At 67.2% G+C, this 13,924-nt stretch carries 15 protein-coding genes and 1 pseudogene; 14 read left to right on the top strand and 2 right to left on the bottom strand.

Features of this window, described 5'->3' with window-relative positions; genetic code table 11:
* Positions 1-75 precede the first annotated feature (75 nt).
* The 13 genes and pseudogenes from tilS (at position 76) to panC (ending at position 11,998) form a co-directional block, all read left to right on the top strand.
* Positions 76-1,134: a tRNA lysidine(34) synthetase TilS gene (tilS, locus tag DXK94_RS09075; RefSeq protein ID WP_115524765.1), complete on the top strand. Its 1,059-nt coding sequence runs from the start codon at positions 76-78 to the stop codon at positions 1,132-1,134.
* 30 nt (positions 1,135-1,164) lie between these two features.
* On the top strand, positions 1,165-1,716 hold the full coding sequence (hpt, locus tag DXK94_RS09070) for a hypoxanthine phosphoribosyltransferase (protein ID WP_041651844.1): 552 nt from the start codon (positions 1,165-1,167) through the stop codon (positions 1,714-1,716).
* 46 nt (positions 1,717-1,762) lie between these two features.
* Positions 1,763-2,804: pseudogene (locus DXK94_RS09065) on the top strand (LacI family DNA-binding transcriptional regulator).
* Between the two features lie 176 nt (positions 2,805-2,980).
* The gene (gene ftsH, locus DXK94_RS09060; RefSeq protein ID WP_079596872.1) at positions 2,981-5,044 is read left to right on the top strand and encodes an ATP-dependent zinc metalloprotease FtsH; all 2,064 of its coding nucleotides are present in this window, start codon (positions 2,981-2,983) and stop codon (positions 5,042-5,044) included.
* Positions 5,045-5,053: 9 nt separating this feature from the next.
* On the top strand, positions 5,054-5,698 hold the full coding sequence (folE, locus tag DXK94_RS09055) for a GTP cyclohydrolase I FolE (protein WP_079596871.1): 645 nt from the start codon (positions 5,054-5,056) through the stop codon (positions 5,696-5,698).
* 10 nt (positions 5,699-5,708) lie between these two features.
* Positions 5,709-6,629, top strand: a complete 921-nt coding sequence (gene folP / locus DXK94_RS09050) for a dihydropteroate synthase (RefSeq protein ID WP_115524708.1) — start codon at positions 5,709-5,711, stop codon at positions 6,627-6,629.
* Positions 6,630-6,642: 13 nt separating this feature from the next.
* Complete coding sequence (gene folB, locus DXK94_RS09045; protein WP_115524707.1) at positions 6,643-7,053, top strand: dihydroneopterin aldolase; 411 nt, start codon at positions 6,643-6,645, stop codon at positions 7,051-7,053.
* Entirely contained in the window at positions 7,050-7,595 is a 546-nt protein-coding gene (gene folK, locus DXK94_RS09040) for a 2-amino-4-hydroxy-6-hydroxymethyldihydropteridine diphosphokinase (RefSeq protein ID WP_115524706.1), read from the top strand. The genes folB and folK overlap by 4 nt, the downstream gene beginning before the upstream one ends.
* Positions 7,592-8,140 (top strand): DUF3180 domain-containing protein, encoded by a 549-nt coding sequence (locus DXK94_RS09035; protein WP_079596867.1) that lies wholly within the window; start codon positions 7,592-7,594, stop codon positions 8,138-8,140. The genes folK and DXK94_RS09035 overlap by 4 nt, the downstream gene beginning before the upstream one ends.
* Positions 8,121-8,633, top strand: a complete 513-nt coding sequence (locus DXK94_RS09030) for a PH domain-containing protein (protein ID WP_115524705.1) — start codon at positions 8,121-8,123, stop codon at positions 8,631-8,633. Before DXK94_RS09035 ends, DXK94_RS09030 begins: the two co-directional genes overlap by 20 nt.
* A complete protein-coding gene (locus tag DXK94_RS09025) occupies positions 8,630-10,192 on the top strand; it encodes a PH domain-containing protein (RefSeq protein WP_395928720.1) in 1,563 nt (520 codons plus the stop codon). The genes DXK94_RS09030 and DXK94_RS09025 overlap by 4 nt, the downstream gene beginning before the upstream one ends.
* Complete coding sequence (locus DXK94_RS09020; RefSeq protein WP_079596864.1) at positions 10,185-11,078, top strand: Rossmann-like and DUF2520 domain-containing protein; 894 nt, start codon at positions 10,185-10,187, stop codon at positions 11,076-11,078. The genes DXK94_RS09025 and DXK94_RS09020 overlap by 8 nt, the downstream gene beginning before the upstream one ends.
* A 2-nt stretch (positions 11,079-11,080) precedes the next feature.
* Positions 11,081-11,998, top strand: a complete 918-nt coding sequence (gene panC, locus DXK94_RS09015; protein ID WP_115524704.1) for a pantoate--beta-alanine ligase — start codon at positions 11,081-11,083, stop codon at positions 11,996-11,998.
* Positions 11,999-12,008: 10 nt separating this feature from the next.
* On the opposite strand, the gene DXK94_RS09010 is transcribed toward panC, so the two are convergent.
* A complete protein-coding gene (locus DXK94_RS09010) occupies positions 12,009-12,275 on the bottom strand; it encodes a hypothetical protein (RefSeq protein WP_079596862.1) in 267 nt (88 codons plus the stop codon).
* Between the two features lie 128 nt (positions 12,276-12,403).
* Between DXK94_RS09010 and DXK94_RS09005 the strand changes: the two genes are divergently transcribed.
* A complete protein-coding gene (locus tag DXK94_RS09005) occupies positions 12,404-13,024 on the top strand; it encodes a TetR/AcrR family transcriptional regulator (protein ID WP_079596861.1) in 621 nt (206 codons plus the stop codon).
* A gap of 69 nt (positions 13,025-13,093) precedes the next feature.
* Here the strand turns inward: DXK94_RS09005 and DXK94_RS21635 are convergent.
* Positions 13,094-13,924: HNH endonuclease signature motif containing protein (locus DXK94_RS21635; protein WP_258868492.1), on the bottom strand; the 831-nt coding region annotated here is incomplete at its 5' end.

Here is a 13,924-nt window from a genome sequence, read left to right as displayed (position 1 = left end):
TCCCTTCCTTCCCCGGCAAGCAGCGGCCGGCGGCGGCCCGGGAGGCTGGCGCCCGTCGTCGGCACCGCGCGGAAAATGGTCCAGGAGGCACTCGCCGGGGCCGGCTATCCGCATCACGTCCTGGTGGCCTGCAGCGGCGGGCCGGACTCCCTGGCGCTCGCCGCTGTCGCGGCCTACTTCGCACGGCGTGGCCATGTTGATGGCCACCCCGTAACGGTAGGCGCGGTGGTGGTGGACCACCAGCTGCAGGAAGGCTCAGGCCAAGTGGCCGCGCACACCGCGGAGGTGCTGCAGAACCTCGGGCTGGCCCCTGTGGAAATCCGGGCCGTAACCGTGGCGGGCACCGGCATGGGCCCGGAAGCCGCGGCCCGGGACGCCCGGCATGAAGCACTGGAAGCGGCTGCGGCCGGCCAGGGCGCGGAGGCCATCCTGCTCGGACACACCCTGGACGACCAGGCTGAACAGGTGCTGCTGGGTTTGGCAAGAGGCTCGGGTACCCGTTCGCTGGCCGGAATGCGGCCAGCCCGGGGCATCCTGCTGCGGCCGTTCCTGGGGCTTCGCCGGGCGGACACGGAAGAGATCTGCGAGGTGGAGGAGCTGGACCCCTGGCACGATCCCACCAACACGGACCCGTCCTTCGCCCGGTCGCGAACCCGCACCGAAGTCCTCCCGCACCTGGAGGAAAAACTGGGGCCCGGCGTCGCCGAATCCCTTGCCCGGACGGCTTCCATCCTGCAGCTGGACGCCGACTACCTCGAGGATGTGGCGGAAGCCACCTTCGCCTCCCTGGCCGAACGGAACGGGCCGGAAGTCAGCCTTCCCGAGGAGGCGTTGCGCTCCCTGGCCCCCGCCATCAGGTTCCGGGTGATCGCCAAGGCAGCGGCCGACGTCGGCGGGCAGCAGCCCAGCTACAAGCGCCTTTTGGCGGCGGAGGCGCTGCTGAGGAGGCAGGGCTCCGCGGGCCCCGTTGAACTTCCGGGCGGGGTGAGCGCCTACCGGCTGTCCCTCGCGCAGCTCGACGCGTCGCCCGCCGCCGGCCGGCCTGCCGGCTCGGATAACCCCGGCTCCGTTCCCCGTGAAGGGCCGCGCTGTGGGAAGCTAGTGTTCCGGCCTCAAAAACCGCCCACAAAATAGTCGCACCCCGCATCTACACAGGAGCCATTGGTGGATTCAAACGACGTCCAGGCAGACCTCAAGCACGTTCTCTACACCAAGGAACAGATCCAGCAGCGGATCACCGAACTCGCTGCCCAGATCGACAAGGACTATGAAGGCCGCGAGATCCTCATTGTCGGTGTGCTCAAGGGTGCCGTGATGGTCATGGCTGACCTGGCCCGTGCGCTGCACAGCCACATTTCCATGGACTGGATGGCTGTTTCCTCGTACGGCTCCGGCACGCAGTCCTCCGGAGTGGTCCGCATCCTGAAGGACCTGGACACGGACCTGATGGGCAAGGACGTGCTGATCGTCGAGGACATCATCGACTCCGGCCTCACGCTCTCCTGGCTGAAGACCAACCTGGAATCCCGCGGCACCGCCTCGGTGGAAATCTGCACCGCCTTCCGCAAGCCCACGGCCGCCAAGGTGGAGATCGACGTCAAGTACGTCGGTTACGACATCCCCAACGAGTTCGTTGTCGGCTACGGCCTGGACTACGCCGAGAAGTACCGCAACCTGGACTTTGTGGGCACCCTCGCGCCGCACGTCTACGAGTAAGCCACCTTCCGCGCCCTACGAAGCGTCGTATGAAAGGGAAGGCCGGCTGAACAGGAACATCGGCATCAAGGATGTGGCATTGGCGGCAGGGGTGTCCGCCACCACCGTGTCGCACGTCCTGAACGACGTTTCCTACGCGCGGATCAGCCCGGAAACCCGCGGCAAGGTGAAGGCCGCGGCCCTGGAGCTGGGCTACGGTCCCAACCGCGTGGCGCAGGCCCTGCGCAGCCGCCGCACGGGGGTGCTCGGGCTGGTCAGCGAGGACGTCGCCACCACCCCGCACGCCGGCCGGATCATCCTCGGCGCGGATGAGGCCGCCCGCGCCCGCGGCTACACCCTGATGGTCATCAACACCGCGGGATCGGCGAGCCGGGCGTCCCGGGAAAGCGACGTCGAGGCCGTACTGGAACGTCAGGTGGACGCGATCCTCTACGCCACCATGTACCACCGGTACCTTGAGGCGCCCGCCAACCTCGCCAGGGTGCCTGCGGTCCTTGTGGATGCTGTGACCGCGGACGGCGGCTTTCCGGCTGTTGTGCCGGACGAGCACGGCGGCGCCACGGCTGCAGTCGATGCCCTTCTCGCCGCCGGCCACACGCGCATCGGGTTCATTAACAACACGGAGGACGTGCCCTCCACCTCGCAGCGGCTCCGCGGTTTCCGGGAGGCCCTGACCCGGGCAGGCCTCGACGGCGAAGCCGCCCCTGTTGTGGCGGTTTCGTCCAATGCCGCCGGGGGATATACGGCAGCCGGCCGGATCCTCAGCGGTGGCAACCCGCCGTCGGGCCTTTTTTGCTACAACGACCGCATGGCCATGGGGGCGTACCGAGCGGCAGCCGAGCTGGGGCTTGTCCGTCCCGGGCGACCTGTCGGTCGTCGGATTCGACGACCAGGCCCTGATTGCCGGCAGCCTCCACCCCGGGTTGACCACCGTGGCGCTGCCCCACTACGAAATGGGCGCCTGGGCCGTGAACCACCTGATCGACACCCTCGAAGGCAGAACCGGCGGCGATGACCCCGACGCCGGAACCACCACCCTGGAGTGTCCGCTGGTCATCCGGGAGTCCGTTGCGCCGCCGCGGCAGTAGGACCACCGCACAGGCCCCACCCCTCCGTGTAGCTACGCCCACAGGGAACTTTTGCTTTCCATCATGCGTGATCTACTCCGGACGGTGTATAGCTAGAAGCTGACGCAGCACCATCACGCGCGCAAACTACTCGCCGTGCAGCACTACCAGAAGGGACGGGGCCAGCCCCCGAACAGATGAAAGCTAAGAACTTTTTCAAGGGCCCGGGCATCTGGATCGTCGTTGTGGTCGGTCTGCTCCTTGTGGCTTTTGCAACGCTGGCTCCCGGCGGTGCGGCACGGATTGACACCGATAAGGGCCTCGAACTGCTCTCCGGCAACCAGGTGGAGCAGGCAAAGATCTTCGATGGTGAAAACCGTGTTGACCTGACGCTGAAGGAAAACCTGAACCTGGAAGGGCAGGACAAGGGCAAGAGCGTCCAGTTCTACTTTGTGGACGCCCGCGCCGAGGACATCGTCAGGGCAGTCACCGCCTCTGACCTCAGCGGCGGCTACACGGACCAGCCCATCGAGAGCAACTGGTTCTCCGGCCTCCTCTCCCTCCTGATTCCGGTCATCCTGCTCGGCGCGCTGTTCTGGTTCCTGATGACCCGGATGCAGGGCGGCGGCTCCAAGATCATGCAGTTCGGCAAGTCCAAGGCCAAGATGGTCAGCAAGGACATGCCGCAGGTGACCTTCGCCGACGTCGCCGGTTCTGACGAAGCAGTGGAGGAACTCCAGGAAATCAAGGAATTCCTGCAGGAACCGGCCAAGTTCCAGGCCGTCGGCGCCAAGATCCCCAAGGGCGTGCTGCTCTACGGCCCGCCAGGCACCGGTAAGACCCTCCTGGCCCGCGCGGTCGCGGGTGAGGCCGGCGTTCCCTTCTTCTCCATCTCCGGTTCCGACTTCGTCGAAATGTTCGTCGGTGTGGGTGCCTCCCGTGTCCGCGACCTCTTTGAGCAGGCCAAGGCGAACTCCCCGGCCATCATCTTCGTGGACGAAATCGACGCCGTCGGCCGCCACCGCGGCGCCGGCATCGGCGGCGGCAACGACGAACGCGAACAGACCCTCAACCAGCTGCTGGTTGAAATGGACGGCTTCGACGTCAAGACCAACGTCATCCTCATCGCCGCCACCAACCGCCCCGACGTGCTGGACCCCGCACTGCTGCGCCCGGGCCGCTTCGACCGCCAGATCGGCGTGGAAGCGCCGGACCTGATCGGCCGCGACCAGATCCTGCAGGTGCACTCCAAGGGCAAGCCGATGGCGCCCGGCGTGGACCTGAAGGCCGTGGCCAAGAAGACGCCCGGATACACCGGCGCCGACCTTGCCAACGTCCTCAACGAGGCCGCGCTGCTCACGGCCCGCTCCAACGCCAACCTCATTGACGACCGCGCCCTGGACGAGGCCATCGACCGCGTGATGGCCGGCCCGCAGAAGCGCAGCCGCGTCATGAAGGAACACGAGCGCAAGATCACCGCCTACCACGAAGGCGGACACGCGCTCGTGGCGGCAGCCCTGCGCAACTCCGCGCCCGTCACCAAGATCACCATCCTTCCCCGCGGCCGTGCCCTGGGCTACACCATGGTGGTTCCGGACAACGACAAGTACTCCGTGACCCGCAACGAACTCCTGGACCAGATGGCCTACGCCATGGGCGGCCGCGTGGCCGAAGAAATCGTGTTCCACGATCCGTCCACCGGCGCTTCCAACGACATCGAAAAGGCCACCGGAACCGCCCGCAAGATGGTCACCGAGTACGGCATGAGCGAGCGGGTGGGCGCTGTCCGGCTCGGCCAGGGCGGCGGCGAGCCGTTCCTTGGCCGCGATGCGGGCCACGAACGCAACTACTCCGACCAGATCGCCTACGTGGTGGACGAGGAAGTGCGCCGCCTCATCGACCAGGCCCATGACGAGGCCTACGCCATCCTCACCGAGAACCGCGAGGTCCTGGACCGGCTGGCGCTCGAACTCCTGGAACGCGAGACCCTGAACCAGGCCGAGATCGCCGACATCTTCCGCGACATCCGCAAGCGCGACTTCCGCGAGGTATGGCTGTCCAAGGAGACCCGCCCCGTCCAGATGGCCGGCCCCGTGGAAAGCCGCCAGGAGAGGGCCGAGCGCGAGGCCCAGGAAGAAGCCAAGCAGGCCCGTTTGGACGAGCCGCTGGACGCCAACCCTCCGCATCCGCAGGGCGTAACGGAAGACGCACCGTTTCAGGGCGGCGTCCCCGAATCGGGGCCGGACACCCTTCGCGGCTAAGCTTTCTCTGTGACTCACTTCGACGACGACGACGTTCCCGCCTCCGCCGGATACCCGGCGGAGGACGGATCCTCCCACTCCAAGCACCAGAAAGTGGACCGGCCCCGGATCGAGGCGGCCGTCCGGGAGATCCTTCTCGCCATCGGTGAAGACCCGGACCGCGGCGGCCTGGTGGACACCCCCAAACGGGTGGCCAAAGCCTACGCCGAGGTTTTTGCCGGGCTGCACCATGACCCCGCGGATGTCCTGTCCACCACGTTCGACCTTGACCATGAGGAACTGGTCCTGGTCAAGGACATCCCCTTCTACTCCACGTGTGAGCACCACCTGGTGCCGTTCCACGGCATGGCCCACGTCGGCTACATCCCCTCGCATGAGGGCAAGGTCACCGGGCTGAGCAAGCTGGCCCGGCTTGTGGACATCTATGCCCGCCGCCCGCAGGTGCAGGAGCGGCTCACCACTGAGATCGTTGAGGCGCTGGTCCGCTACCTCAAGCCGCGGGGCGCCATCGTCGTTGTTGAATGCGAACACATGTGCATGTCAATGCGCGGTATCCGCAAGCCCGGAGCGAAGACCGTCACCAGTGCGGTCCGCGGGCAGCTTCATGACCCGGCCACCCGCGCCGAAGCCATGAGCCTCATCCTCGGAAGGTAACAAACAGACCATGGACTCACTCGCTGCAGCCCCGGGAACCGGGCCCGCAACTTCGCCGCTGCCCATCCTGCGCAAACCGCGGCCGGCCGCCCGTTTCGAAGACCTGCCCACCGACCGCACCCTGGTCATGGGAATCCTGAACGTCACCCCTGATTCCTTCAGCGACGGCGGCAAGCACGCCACGTCCGACACCGCCATCGCCGCCGGCCTGCGCATGTTCTACGCCGGTGCGGACATCATCGACGTCGGGGGAGAGTCCACCCGGCCCGGCGCCGAAGACGTCAGCCCCGAAGAAGAACAGCGCCGCGTCATCCCCGTTATTGAGGCGCTGGTCAAGGCCGGTGCGCTGGTCAGCATCGACACCACCCATGCCGCCACCGCCGCGGCCGCTGTGGAAGCCGGGGCCGCCATCATCAACGACATCTCCGGCCTCAGCATCGAACCGGAAATGGCAGAGCTTGTGGCAGCGTCCAAGGTTCCGTACATCCTGACCCACCGCCGCGGCGACGCCCGCACCATGAATTCCCTTGCCGAGTACACGGACGTGGCTGGGGACGTAGTGGCTGAACTCGCCGGGGTGCGGGACAAGCTCTATGCCGCCGGCGTCAGCCAGGACCAGATCATCATCGATCCGGGCCTGGGCTTCGCGAAGAACGATGCGCAAAACTGGGAACTCCTGCAGAACCTGGACCAGCTGCACAGCCTGGGCCACAAGGTGCTGGTGGGAGCGTCCCGCAAGCGGTTCCTTGGAACCCTGCTCACCGTGGCCGGCAAGTCCGCGTCCCCGGAGGAGCGCGACGGCGCCACCGCCGCAATCACCGCCATCAGTGCCTACCGCGGCGCCTGGGCCGTCCGCGTGCACGACGTCGGCTCCAGCCTGGACGCCGTCAAGGTTGCCGCCCGCATGGCCGCAGTACCCAAAACTCAGTAGGGCCGGGGGACCCATGGACAAAATTACGCTGACCGGTGTGACCGCCGTCGGCCATCACGGAGTGTTTGATTTTGAACGCCGCGAGGGCCAGCCTTTTGTTGTGGACGCAGTGCTTTACCTGGATTTCGCCGCGGCGGCGGAGTCCGATGACGTCCGCGACACCGCGCACTACGGCGAGGTGGCCCAGCGTATTACCGAATGGGTCTCGGGCGAGCCGCTGAACCTGATCGAAGCCCTGGCCGTCCGGATCGCGGACAGCCTGCTGGCCGAATTCCGGCTCCACGCCGTGGAGATCACCGTGCACAAACCGCAGGCGCCCATCGAGGTTCCCTTCGGCGACGTGGCCGTCACCGTCCACCGCGGGAATCCAGTCCCCGGGAATTCCGTCCGCCGGGAGTCAACCTTCAACGGGGGGACACCGTGAATGCCGGTTATGCCAAGGTAGTGCTGGCTCTTGGCAGCAACCTGGGGGAACGGAACGACACCCTCTCCGAGGCGGTCGCAGATCTTGTCGACCCGCCGGAGGTGCGCCTCCTGGCGGTGTCCCCGGTGGTCCAGACCAAGGCGGTGGGCGGCCCGGCAGGCCAGCCCGACTTCCTGAACATGGTCATCACCGCGGAAACCAGCCTGGCTCCGCTGGAACTGCTGGCACATTGCCAGGCGGTGGAGAACAAGCACCACCGTGTCCGCGAGGTGCACTGGGGGCCGCGGACGCTCGACGTCGACGTCATCACCTACGGCGACCTCCGCAGCGACGACCCCGTGCTGACCCTGCCGCATCCGCGCGCCGCCGAACGCGCCTTTGTGCTGTACCCGTGGTCGCTGATCGAACCCGCGGCAACCCTGAACGGTGAACGCATCAGCGCGCTGGCCGCCCGGGCGGCGGACTACGGCGATCTTGCTCCGTTCGATGGCTTCGGCGACTTCGACGGCATGCCCACTGCCGGGGCGGTGGAAGAACGATGAAGCCCATCAACCCGCTGCGCCTCATGCTGATCGGCATCATTTTGGCAGTCGCGGGCTGGGCGGCCACCGTGGTGACCAGCCGGTACAGCATGGCCACTCCCGTGCTGCCCGCTACGGCGCTGGCCACGATGGGCGTGATCGTCGCCATCACCCTGATCCTGGGCATCCGGGTCCTGAGGTGGCGCAACAGCATCACGAACGCGAACGCCAAAAAGAAGACGGTGCTCGATCCGCTGCTGGCGGCCCGCACCCTGGTCCTGGCCCAGGCGTGCGCCTACGCCGGAACCGTGCTGCTGGGCTGGCACGTGGGCATCTTCCTGGACCAGCTGCGGATCTGGAGCCTGCGCAGCGACCAGGGCATCACCTGGCTGGCCCTGGCCATGGCCGGCGGGGGACTGGTGATGATCGTGGTTGGCCTCCTGGTGGAGCGCTTCTGCAAGATTCCCCCGGAGGACGGCGACACCAAGGGTGTTGACGGCAAGCCCGGGCGCCAGGTCCGTGGCGAAGCCGCGGGGGAAGGCGAATATGCATACCGAGGCGATTGATCCGCCGGGCATCGCCTGGCAGCGCGTCTCGCCCAAGTACATCACCGTCCGGCTGGTGGAGTGGGCCGTGGGCAACCTCGTCGCGGTACTGCTGCTCTCCCTGCCATTGCTCTTTGTCCTCCTTGGCGTATGGCGCTGGCCGCCGCTGTGGCTGGCCGTCGCCCTTCCGGCGGGGATGCTGGTGCTGGCTCTCTGGCGCCTCGTGCTGATCCCGCGCCAGGTCCGGGCCATCGGCTATGCCGAGCGCGACGACGACCTCCTGGTCAGGACCGGGATCTTCTTCCAGCGCACCATGGCCGTTCCCTACGGCAGGATGCAGTACGTGGACATCGGTGTGGGCCCGGTGGAACGGGGGCTGGGTTTGTGCACGCTCAAGCTGCACACTGCCGCGCCGGGCACCAATGCCAAGATCCCGGGCCTGCCCGCCGCCGAAGGCGCGCGGCTCCGCGAACAGCTGGCGGCGCGCGGCGAAGCCAGGCTGGCAGGACTGTGACCGCTGACGGGCAGGTCCCCGGTACGGGGGCGCCGGGCAGTTCGCCGCTGCCCGCCGGATCGGCTGCCGCAGACGGTGCCGGGCCCGACGACGGGTGGCTGCGTGTGCACCCGGCGTCGCCTTTTGTCCGCGGCTGGGTAGCGCTGGCCGCCATCGGCTTTTTCTTTGGCCGCGATATTTTCGAGCGGATGCTGCAGGGGCGGCCGGTGTTCACGGACGAGCTGGCAGGCCGGGCGCCGTGGCTGCTGGCGGGCGGTGCGGCCATGCTGCTGATCGCCGTCCTGGGCTTCGTCCTGACCTGGTACTTCACCAAGTACCAGGTGTCCGGCGGCTACGTCCGGGTCAACACCGGCTTCCTCTTCCGCCAGCAACGGCAGGCGCGGCTGGACCGGGTCCAGGCCATCGACATCGTCCAGCCCCTGCTCGCGCGCATCTTCGGCCTGGCCGAACTCAAGTTCGAGGTTGCTGACGCCGGGGAGTCGGCCGTGCGGCTGGCCTACCTGAAGATGGACGACGCCCGGCAGCTCCGCGCCACCATCCTGGCCCGGGCCGCCGGGGTGAGCACCGGCGTCGAGGGCCCTGGCGAGGCCGCGCCCGAGGCGCCGGAATACCCGGTCCTGTCGGTGCCGCCGTCGCGCCTTGTCGGTTCGCTGCTGCTGAGCGAACAAAGCTTTTTCGTGGCGGTGGGCGGTGTGGCCTCCGTGGTTCTTTCCGCCGTCACGGACAACCAGAGCTTCTACTTTTACCTGATTCCGGCCGCGCTGGGCCTCGCGGCCAGCTACTGGACCCTCTTCAACAAGGGCTACAACTTCACGGCAGCCATTTCGCCGGACGGCATCAGGCTGCGGTACGGGCTGCTGGACACGCAGGCGCAGACGCTGCCGCCCGGCCGGATCCAGGCACTCAAGATTGCCCAGCCGCCCCTGTGGCGTCCGTTCGGCTGGTACAGGATGCAGGTCAACGTCGCCGGTTACGGCCTGGTGGAAAACGCCGGAGAGGGCACCTCCCGCACCACCCTGCTGCCCGTCGGCAAGCTCGAGGACGCCATGAACATGCTCGCCCTGGTGCTGCCGGATCCAGGCACTGCCCAGCCTGCCAACGTTTTTGGTGCCGGGCTCACCGGCCTGGATTCCGACGGCGGATTCGTCACCACGCCGCGCCGGGCCCGGATACTTGCCCCGCTGGGATGGCGCCGGAACGGGTTTGCCGCGACGGACACCGCCCTGCTCATCCGCTCCGGCCGCTGGTGGCGGGAGCTCGTGGTGGTTCCGCACCAGCGAACCCAATCCATGGCACTGCACCAAGGGCCGCTGGCACGGCGGTTCAGGGTTGCCGACCTGGTGCTTCACACCACCGCCGGCCCTGTCGCGCCGCGGCTGACCCAGGCCGGCGTGGACGAGGCGCGGGCCCTCTTCAACGAACAGTCGGCACGCGCCCGGCTGGCCAGGAAACGGCAAACAACGGAACAGTGGCTGCGGCAGGTGGCGGTCCCGGTGGTTGAGCCTGTCGAAACCCGGGCGCCGCAAGCCCCAACCCAGGAAGGCCCGCAGCATGGCTAAACCCGGACGCCTCGGCGTCGGAATCATTGGCGCCGGGAAAGTGGGCGCGGTCCTCGGCGCCGCCCTGCGCGCGGCGGAACACGCCGTCGTCGGTGTCTCAGCGGTGTCCGACGCGAGCCGTGAACGGGCCGAAACGCTGCTCCCCGGCGTCCCCATCCTTGAGGTGCAGGACATTGTGGAGCGGGCGGAACTGGTGCTGCTCGCGGTGCCGGACGACGCCCTGCCGGACCTGGTGGAGGGTCTGGCCAAGCTCGGCGCCTGGCAGCCAGGCCAGCTGGTGGCCCACACCTCGGGCAGGTTCGGGGTGGGTGTCCTGCATCCGGTGCGGGCTGCAGGCGCTGTCCCGTTGGCGCTGCACCCGGCCATGACGTTCACCGGGATGAGCCTTGACCTGACGCGCCTGCTGGATTGCACCTTCGGTGTCACGGCCGACGCCGCCATGCTTCCCATCGCGCAGGCGCTGGTGGTGGAGATGGGCGCGGAGCCCGTGGCCATCGCCGAAGCGGATAGGACGCTGTACCACGCGGCCCTGGCGCACGGGTCCAACCACCTGGTCACCCTGGTGGCGCAAGCCTCGCAACTGTTGGCTGAGGTGGGCGTTGACCTGCCCGGGCGCATGCTGGGTCCGCTGCTGCGCGCAACCTTGGAGAACGCTCTGGCCTCCGGGGAATCCGCCCTCACTGGCCCTGTGGCGCGCGGCGATGTGGGAACAGTGCAGGCGCATGCGGAGGCGTTGCGGGAGTTCGACGGCGGCGGGCAAGGTGACGTGTTGGCGGCCTACCTCGCGATGGCACGCGCCACAGCCCTGCGCGCCGAAGGGCGCGGCCTGCTGAAAGCTGACCAGCTGGAGGGGCTGCGCAAGGCCCTCGAACCGAGGGAGGACTGACCATGCCCATCAAACTCGTCACGACGGTTGCCGATCTGCACGCCGAAAGCGCACGCCTGCTGACTTCCAGGCAGGGTGCTTCCCAGGGCCTGGTGCCCACCATGGGTGCACTCCACGAAGGCCATGCCGCATTGGCGCGCACCGCCGTCGAACAGAACGACGTGGTGGTGGCCAGCATCTTCGTCAACCCCCTGCAGTTCGGCGACGCCGTGGACCTCGACCGGTACCCGCGCACGCTGGAGGCAGACCTGGCGCTGCTGGAAGCCGAGGGCGTGGACCTTGCGTTCGCGCCGTCGGTGGAGGAGGTGTACCCAGGGGGTGAGCCGCTGGTGCGCGTAACGTCCGGCCGGCTGGGGGAGAAGTGGGAGGGCGCTTCCCGTCCCGGGCACTTTGACGGTGCCCTGACGGTGGTGGCCAAACTGCTGCATTACGGCATGCCCGCCGCGGGGCTGGCCGGGGGTGATTCGGATGGTTCAGGCCTTCCCGCCTACCGTGCGTACTTTGGCCAGAAGGATGCCCAGCAGCTGGCGCTGGTGCGGCGCATGGTGGCGGACCTGAATTTTCCGGTGGAGATCGTGGGGATTGCCACGGTCCGTTCAGCGGAGGGCCTGGCCCTGTCCAGCCGCAACCGCTTCCTGTCGGACGAAGAGCGGGAGGCCGCGCTGGTGCTGTCCCGGGCCCTCCGGCTGCTTGGGGAGCGGGCTGCCGCACGGGAGCCGCTGGATCTTGAGTCAGCCGTCCGTTTGGTGGAGTCCCAGCCCCTGGTGGCGCTGGACTACTTCGACGTGGTGGATCCGGCCACGCTCGAGCCGCTGGCCGAAAACTGCCGCGAAACGCCGTTCCGGGGCGAGGGGCTGGCGCTTATCGCCGCCAAGGTGGGGCCGGTGCGGCTGATCGACAACGCGCCGCTGAGTTCATGACCGGCCTTTGTTATAGTCCCGGGACGTCCCGGTTGGTCATCAGCTGTTCCAGGAGCGCCCGTTCGGGCCGGCCCGGGTTTTTGGCGACGCAGCGGCGGAGCCTCGCACGGGAGAGCTCTTCGGCGGGTTCATTGCTGCGGAGGATCTCGTCGATGATTTCCTGGGCTTGCCAGCGGAGGGACTGGATGGCGAACTCGCGGATTTCGGCAGGCGTGTCACCGGCCATCCAAGGGTCGGGGTCCGAAGGTACGCTTTGGAACAACCGCTCTGCTGACATCGGGGCCTCCTTGCACCAATCCGAAGCGGCCGGTTTATGGCCTCCACGGTGTCCTAAGCACTGCGCATAGGAAAAACATTACAGCGGGAAAGACCGGTCTGTCTTCCCCGCGATAGACTGAAAGTGCGATGAATCCTGAGTCAGAGTTTTCAGCGTCCCCCGTGTCTCCTCCGGCGGTGGCGGCAATGACTCCTGCCGGTTCTGCGGAACGCATCATGGCGGTCGCATACGAGCTTTTTTCGCGGCGCGGTGTCCGCGACGTCGGCGTCAACGAACTGATCGAACGGTCCGGAGTGGCCAAGGCAACCTTTTACCGGCACTTCCCCTCGAAGGACTCATTGGTTCTGGCATTCCTTGAGCAGCGTGACAAGCAGTGGACCGTCAACGCGATTGTTTCGGAGGCCCGGCGCCGCGGAAACACCCCTGCTGAACAGTTGCTGGCCATCTTCGACGTCTTTGGTGATTGGTTCCTCCGGGAGGACTTCGAAGCCTGTTCCTTCATCAACATCCTGCTGGAGATGGGGCCCGCCCACCCGCTGGGGCAGGCGAGCATTGATTACCTGGCCAAAATCAGGGGACATGTGCAGGTCCTGGCGGAAGAAGCAGGACTGGTGCGCCCCGAGGAGTTCGCCCGTTCATGGCACATCCTCATGAAGGGGTCCATCATCTCCGCTACTGAAGGCGACATGCAGGCCAACAGGCGTGCGCAGCAGATGGCTGGCTGGCTGATCGAGCACCACCAGCCGTAGTTCCTGACTCACTGTCCACGTCCCGCGCTGGACATGTCCTCAGCCGTCGTTGAGTGTCCTCGGGCGTGGTCAGGTCTGGAGCAGGGCCCACCCGCTCAGGGCCCAGTCCTTGTCCGGGTCCTGCGGGAGGACGAACGGCATGGCATAAAAGTCGTTCCACACGGGCTCATCCCATATGGGGGAGTCGGGCGGGATGTCGTCAGGGTCGATGAGGTTTTCGCCTGCTGGTTCTTCGCAGGGTGGCTCGAAGTAGGGCGGGGCCGAATCCAGCCATTCCTGTGGTGGCCACCCGTCGGCGGTTGAGGGGTCCGGCTCGCCTGCTTCTTGGGGATGCCGCAGGGCACTCCGCGACTGATCCTGCAGCTTGTCGGGCCCGATGGGTGGTTCCCAGTCAGGTTGTTCGCTTTGATATTTGCGGCCGGTGGGTGAGGTCCAGCCGGGCGGCTCTTTTTTGGTGGCCGGTGTGGGGGTCCAGGCGCTGTTGTGCTTGAGCCGGTGGTGCTTGGGGCAGAGCTGTGCCAGGTTGCTGATTCCGGTGGTTCCGCCGTGCTGCCATGCTGTGAGGTGGTCTGCTTCGTTGTCCAGGGTGTGGTTGTTGCAGCCGGGGAAGGTGCATCTGCCATCTCTGAGGCGGAGTGCCTGTTTCATGGCTTTCGTGAGCCGGTAGCTGGTGCGGCCGATCTCCAAAGGCGTTCCGTCCCGCGGGTCCACCAGGACCCGGTAGAAGGAGGTTGCCCCGTCCGCGACCAGTTCCCGTGCCATCGAGGCCGGGATGGGCCCGTGGCCATCGAGCATGGCCGGTTCATCGGTGAGGCCAAGTAGGGCGAACACCGGGACGGTGATCAGCACGTCCGTCCGAGGGGCCGGTACTTTTCCGGCGAGGGGGCCAGCGGGTGCTGT

The sequence above is a fragment of the Arthrobacter sp. RT-1 genome (assembly GCF_003367205.1).
GTDB lineage: Bacteria > Actinomycetota > Actinomycetes > Actinomycetales > Micrococcaceae > Arthrobacter.
The sequence above is the reverse complement of the archived record's forward strand: the minus strand, read 5'-3'. Positions and strand labels throughout refer to the sequence as shown.

Bases quoted from the DNA above. Each gene is read 5' to 3' on its own strand.
- folP (WP_115524708.1), top strand. From the start codon at position 5,709: ATGGACTCACTCGCTGCAGCCCCGGGAACCGGGCCCGCAACTTCGCCG.
- folB (WP_115524707.1), top strand. From the start codon at position 6,643: ATGGACAAAATTACGCTGACCGGTGTGACCGCCGTCGGCCATCACGGA.
- tilS (WP_115524765.1), top strand. From the start codon at position 76: ATGGTCCAGGAGGCACTCGCCGGGGCCGGCTATCCGCATCACGTCCTG.
- DXK94_RS09030 (WP_115524705.1), top strand. From the start codon at position 8,121: ATGCATACCGAGGCGATTGATCCGCCGGGCATCGCCTGGCAGCGCGTC.
- ftsH (WP_079596872.1), top strand. From the start codon at position 2,981: ATGAAAGCTAAGAACTTTTTCAAGGGCCCGGGCATCTGGATCGTCGTT.
- DXK94_RS09020 (WP_079596864.1), top strand. From the start codon at position 10,185: ATGGCTAAACCCGGACGCCTCGGCGTCGGAATCATTGGCGCCGGGAAA.
- DXK94_RS09010 (WP_079596862.1), bottom strand. From the start codon at position 12,275: ATGTCAGCAGAGCGGTTGTTCCAAAGCGTACCTTCGGACCCCGACCCT.
- DXK94_RS09035 (WP_079596867.1), top strand. From the start codon at position 7,592: ATGAAGCCCATCAACCCGCTGCGCCTCATGCTGATCGGCATCATTTTG.
- DXK94_RS09005 (WP_079596861.1), top strand. From the start codon at position 12,404: ATGAATCCTGAGTCAGAGTTTTCAGCGTCCCCCGTGTCTCCTCCGGCG.
- panC (WP_115524704.1), top strand. From the start codon at position 11,081: ATGCCCATCAAACTCGTCACGACGGTTGCCGATCTGCACGCCGAAAGC.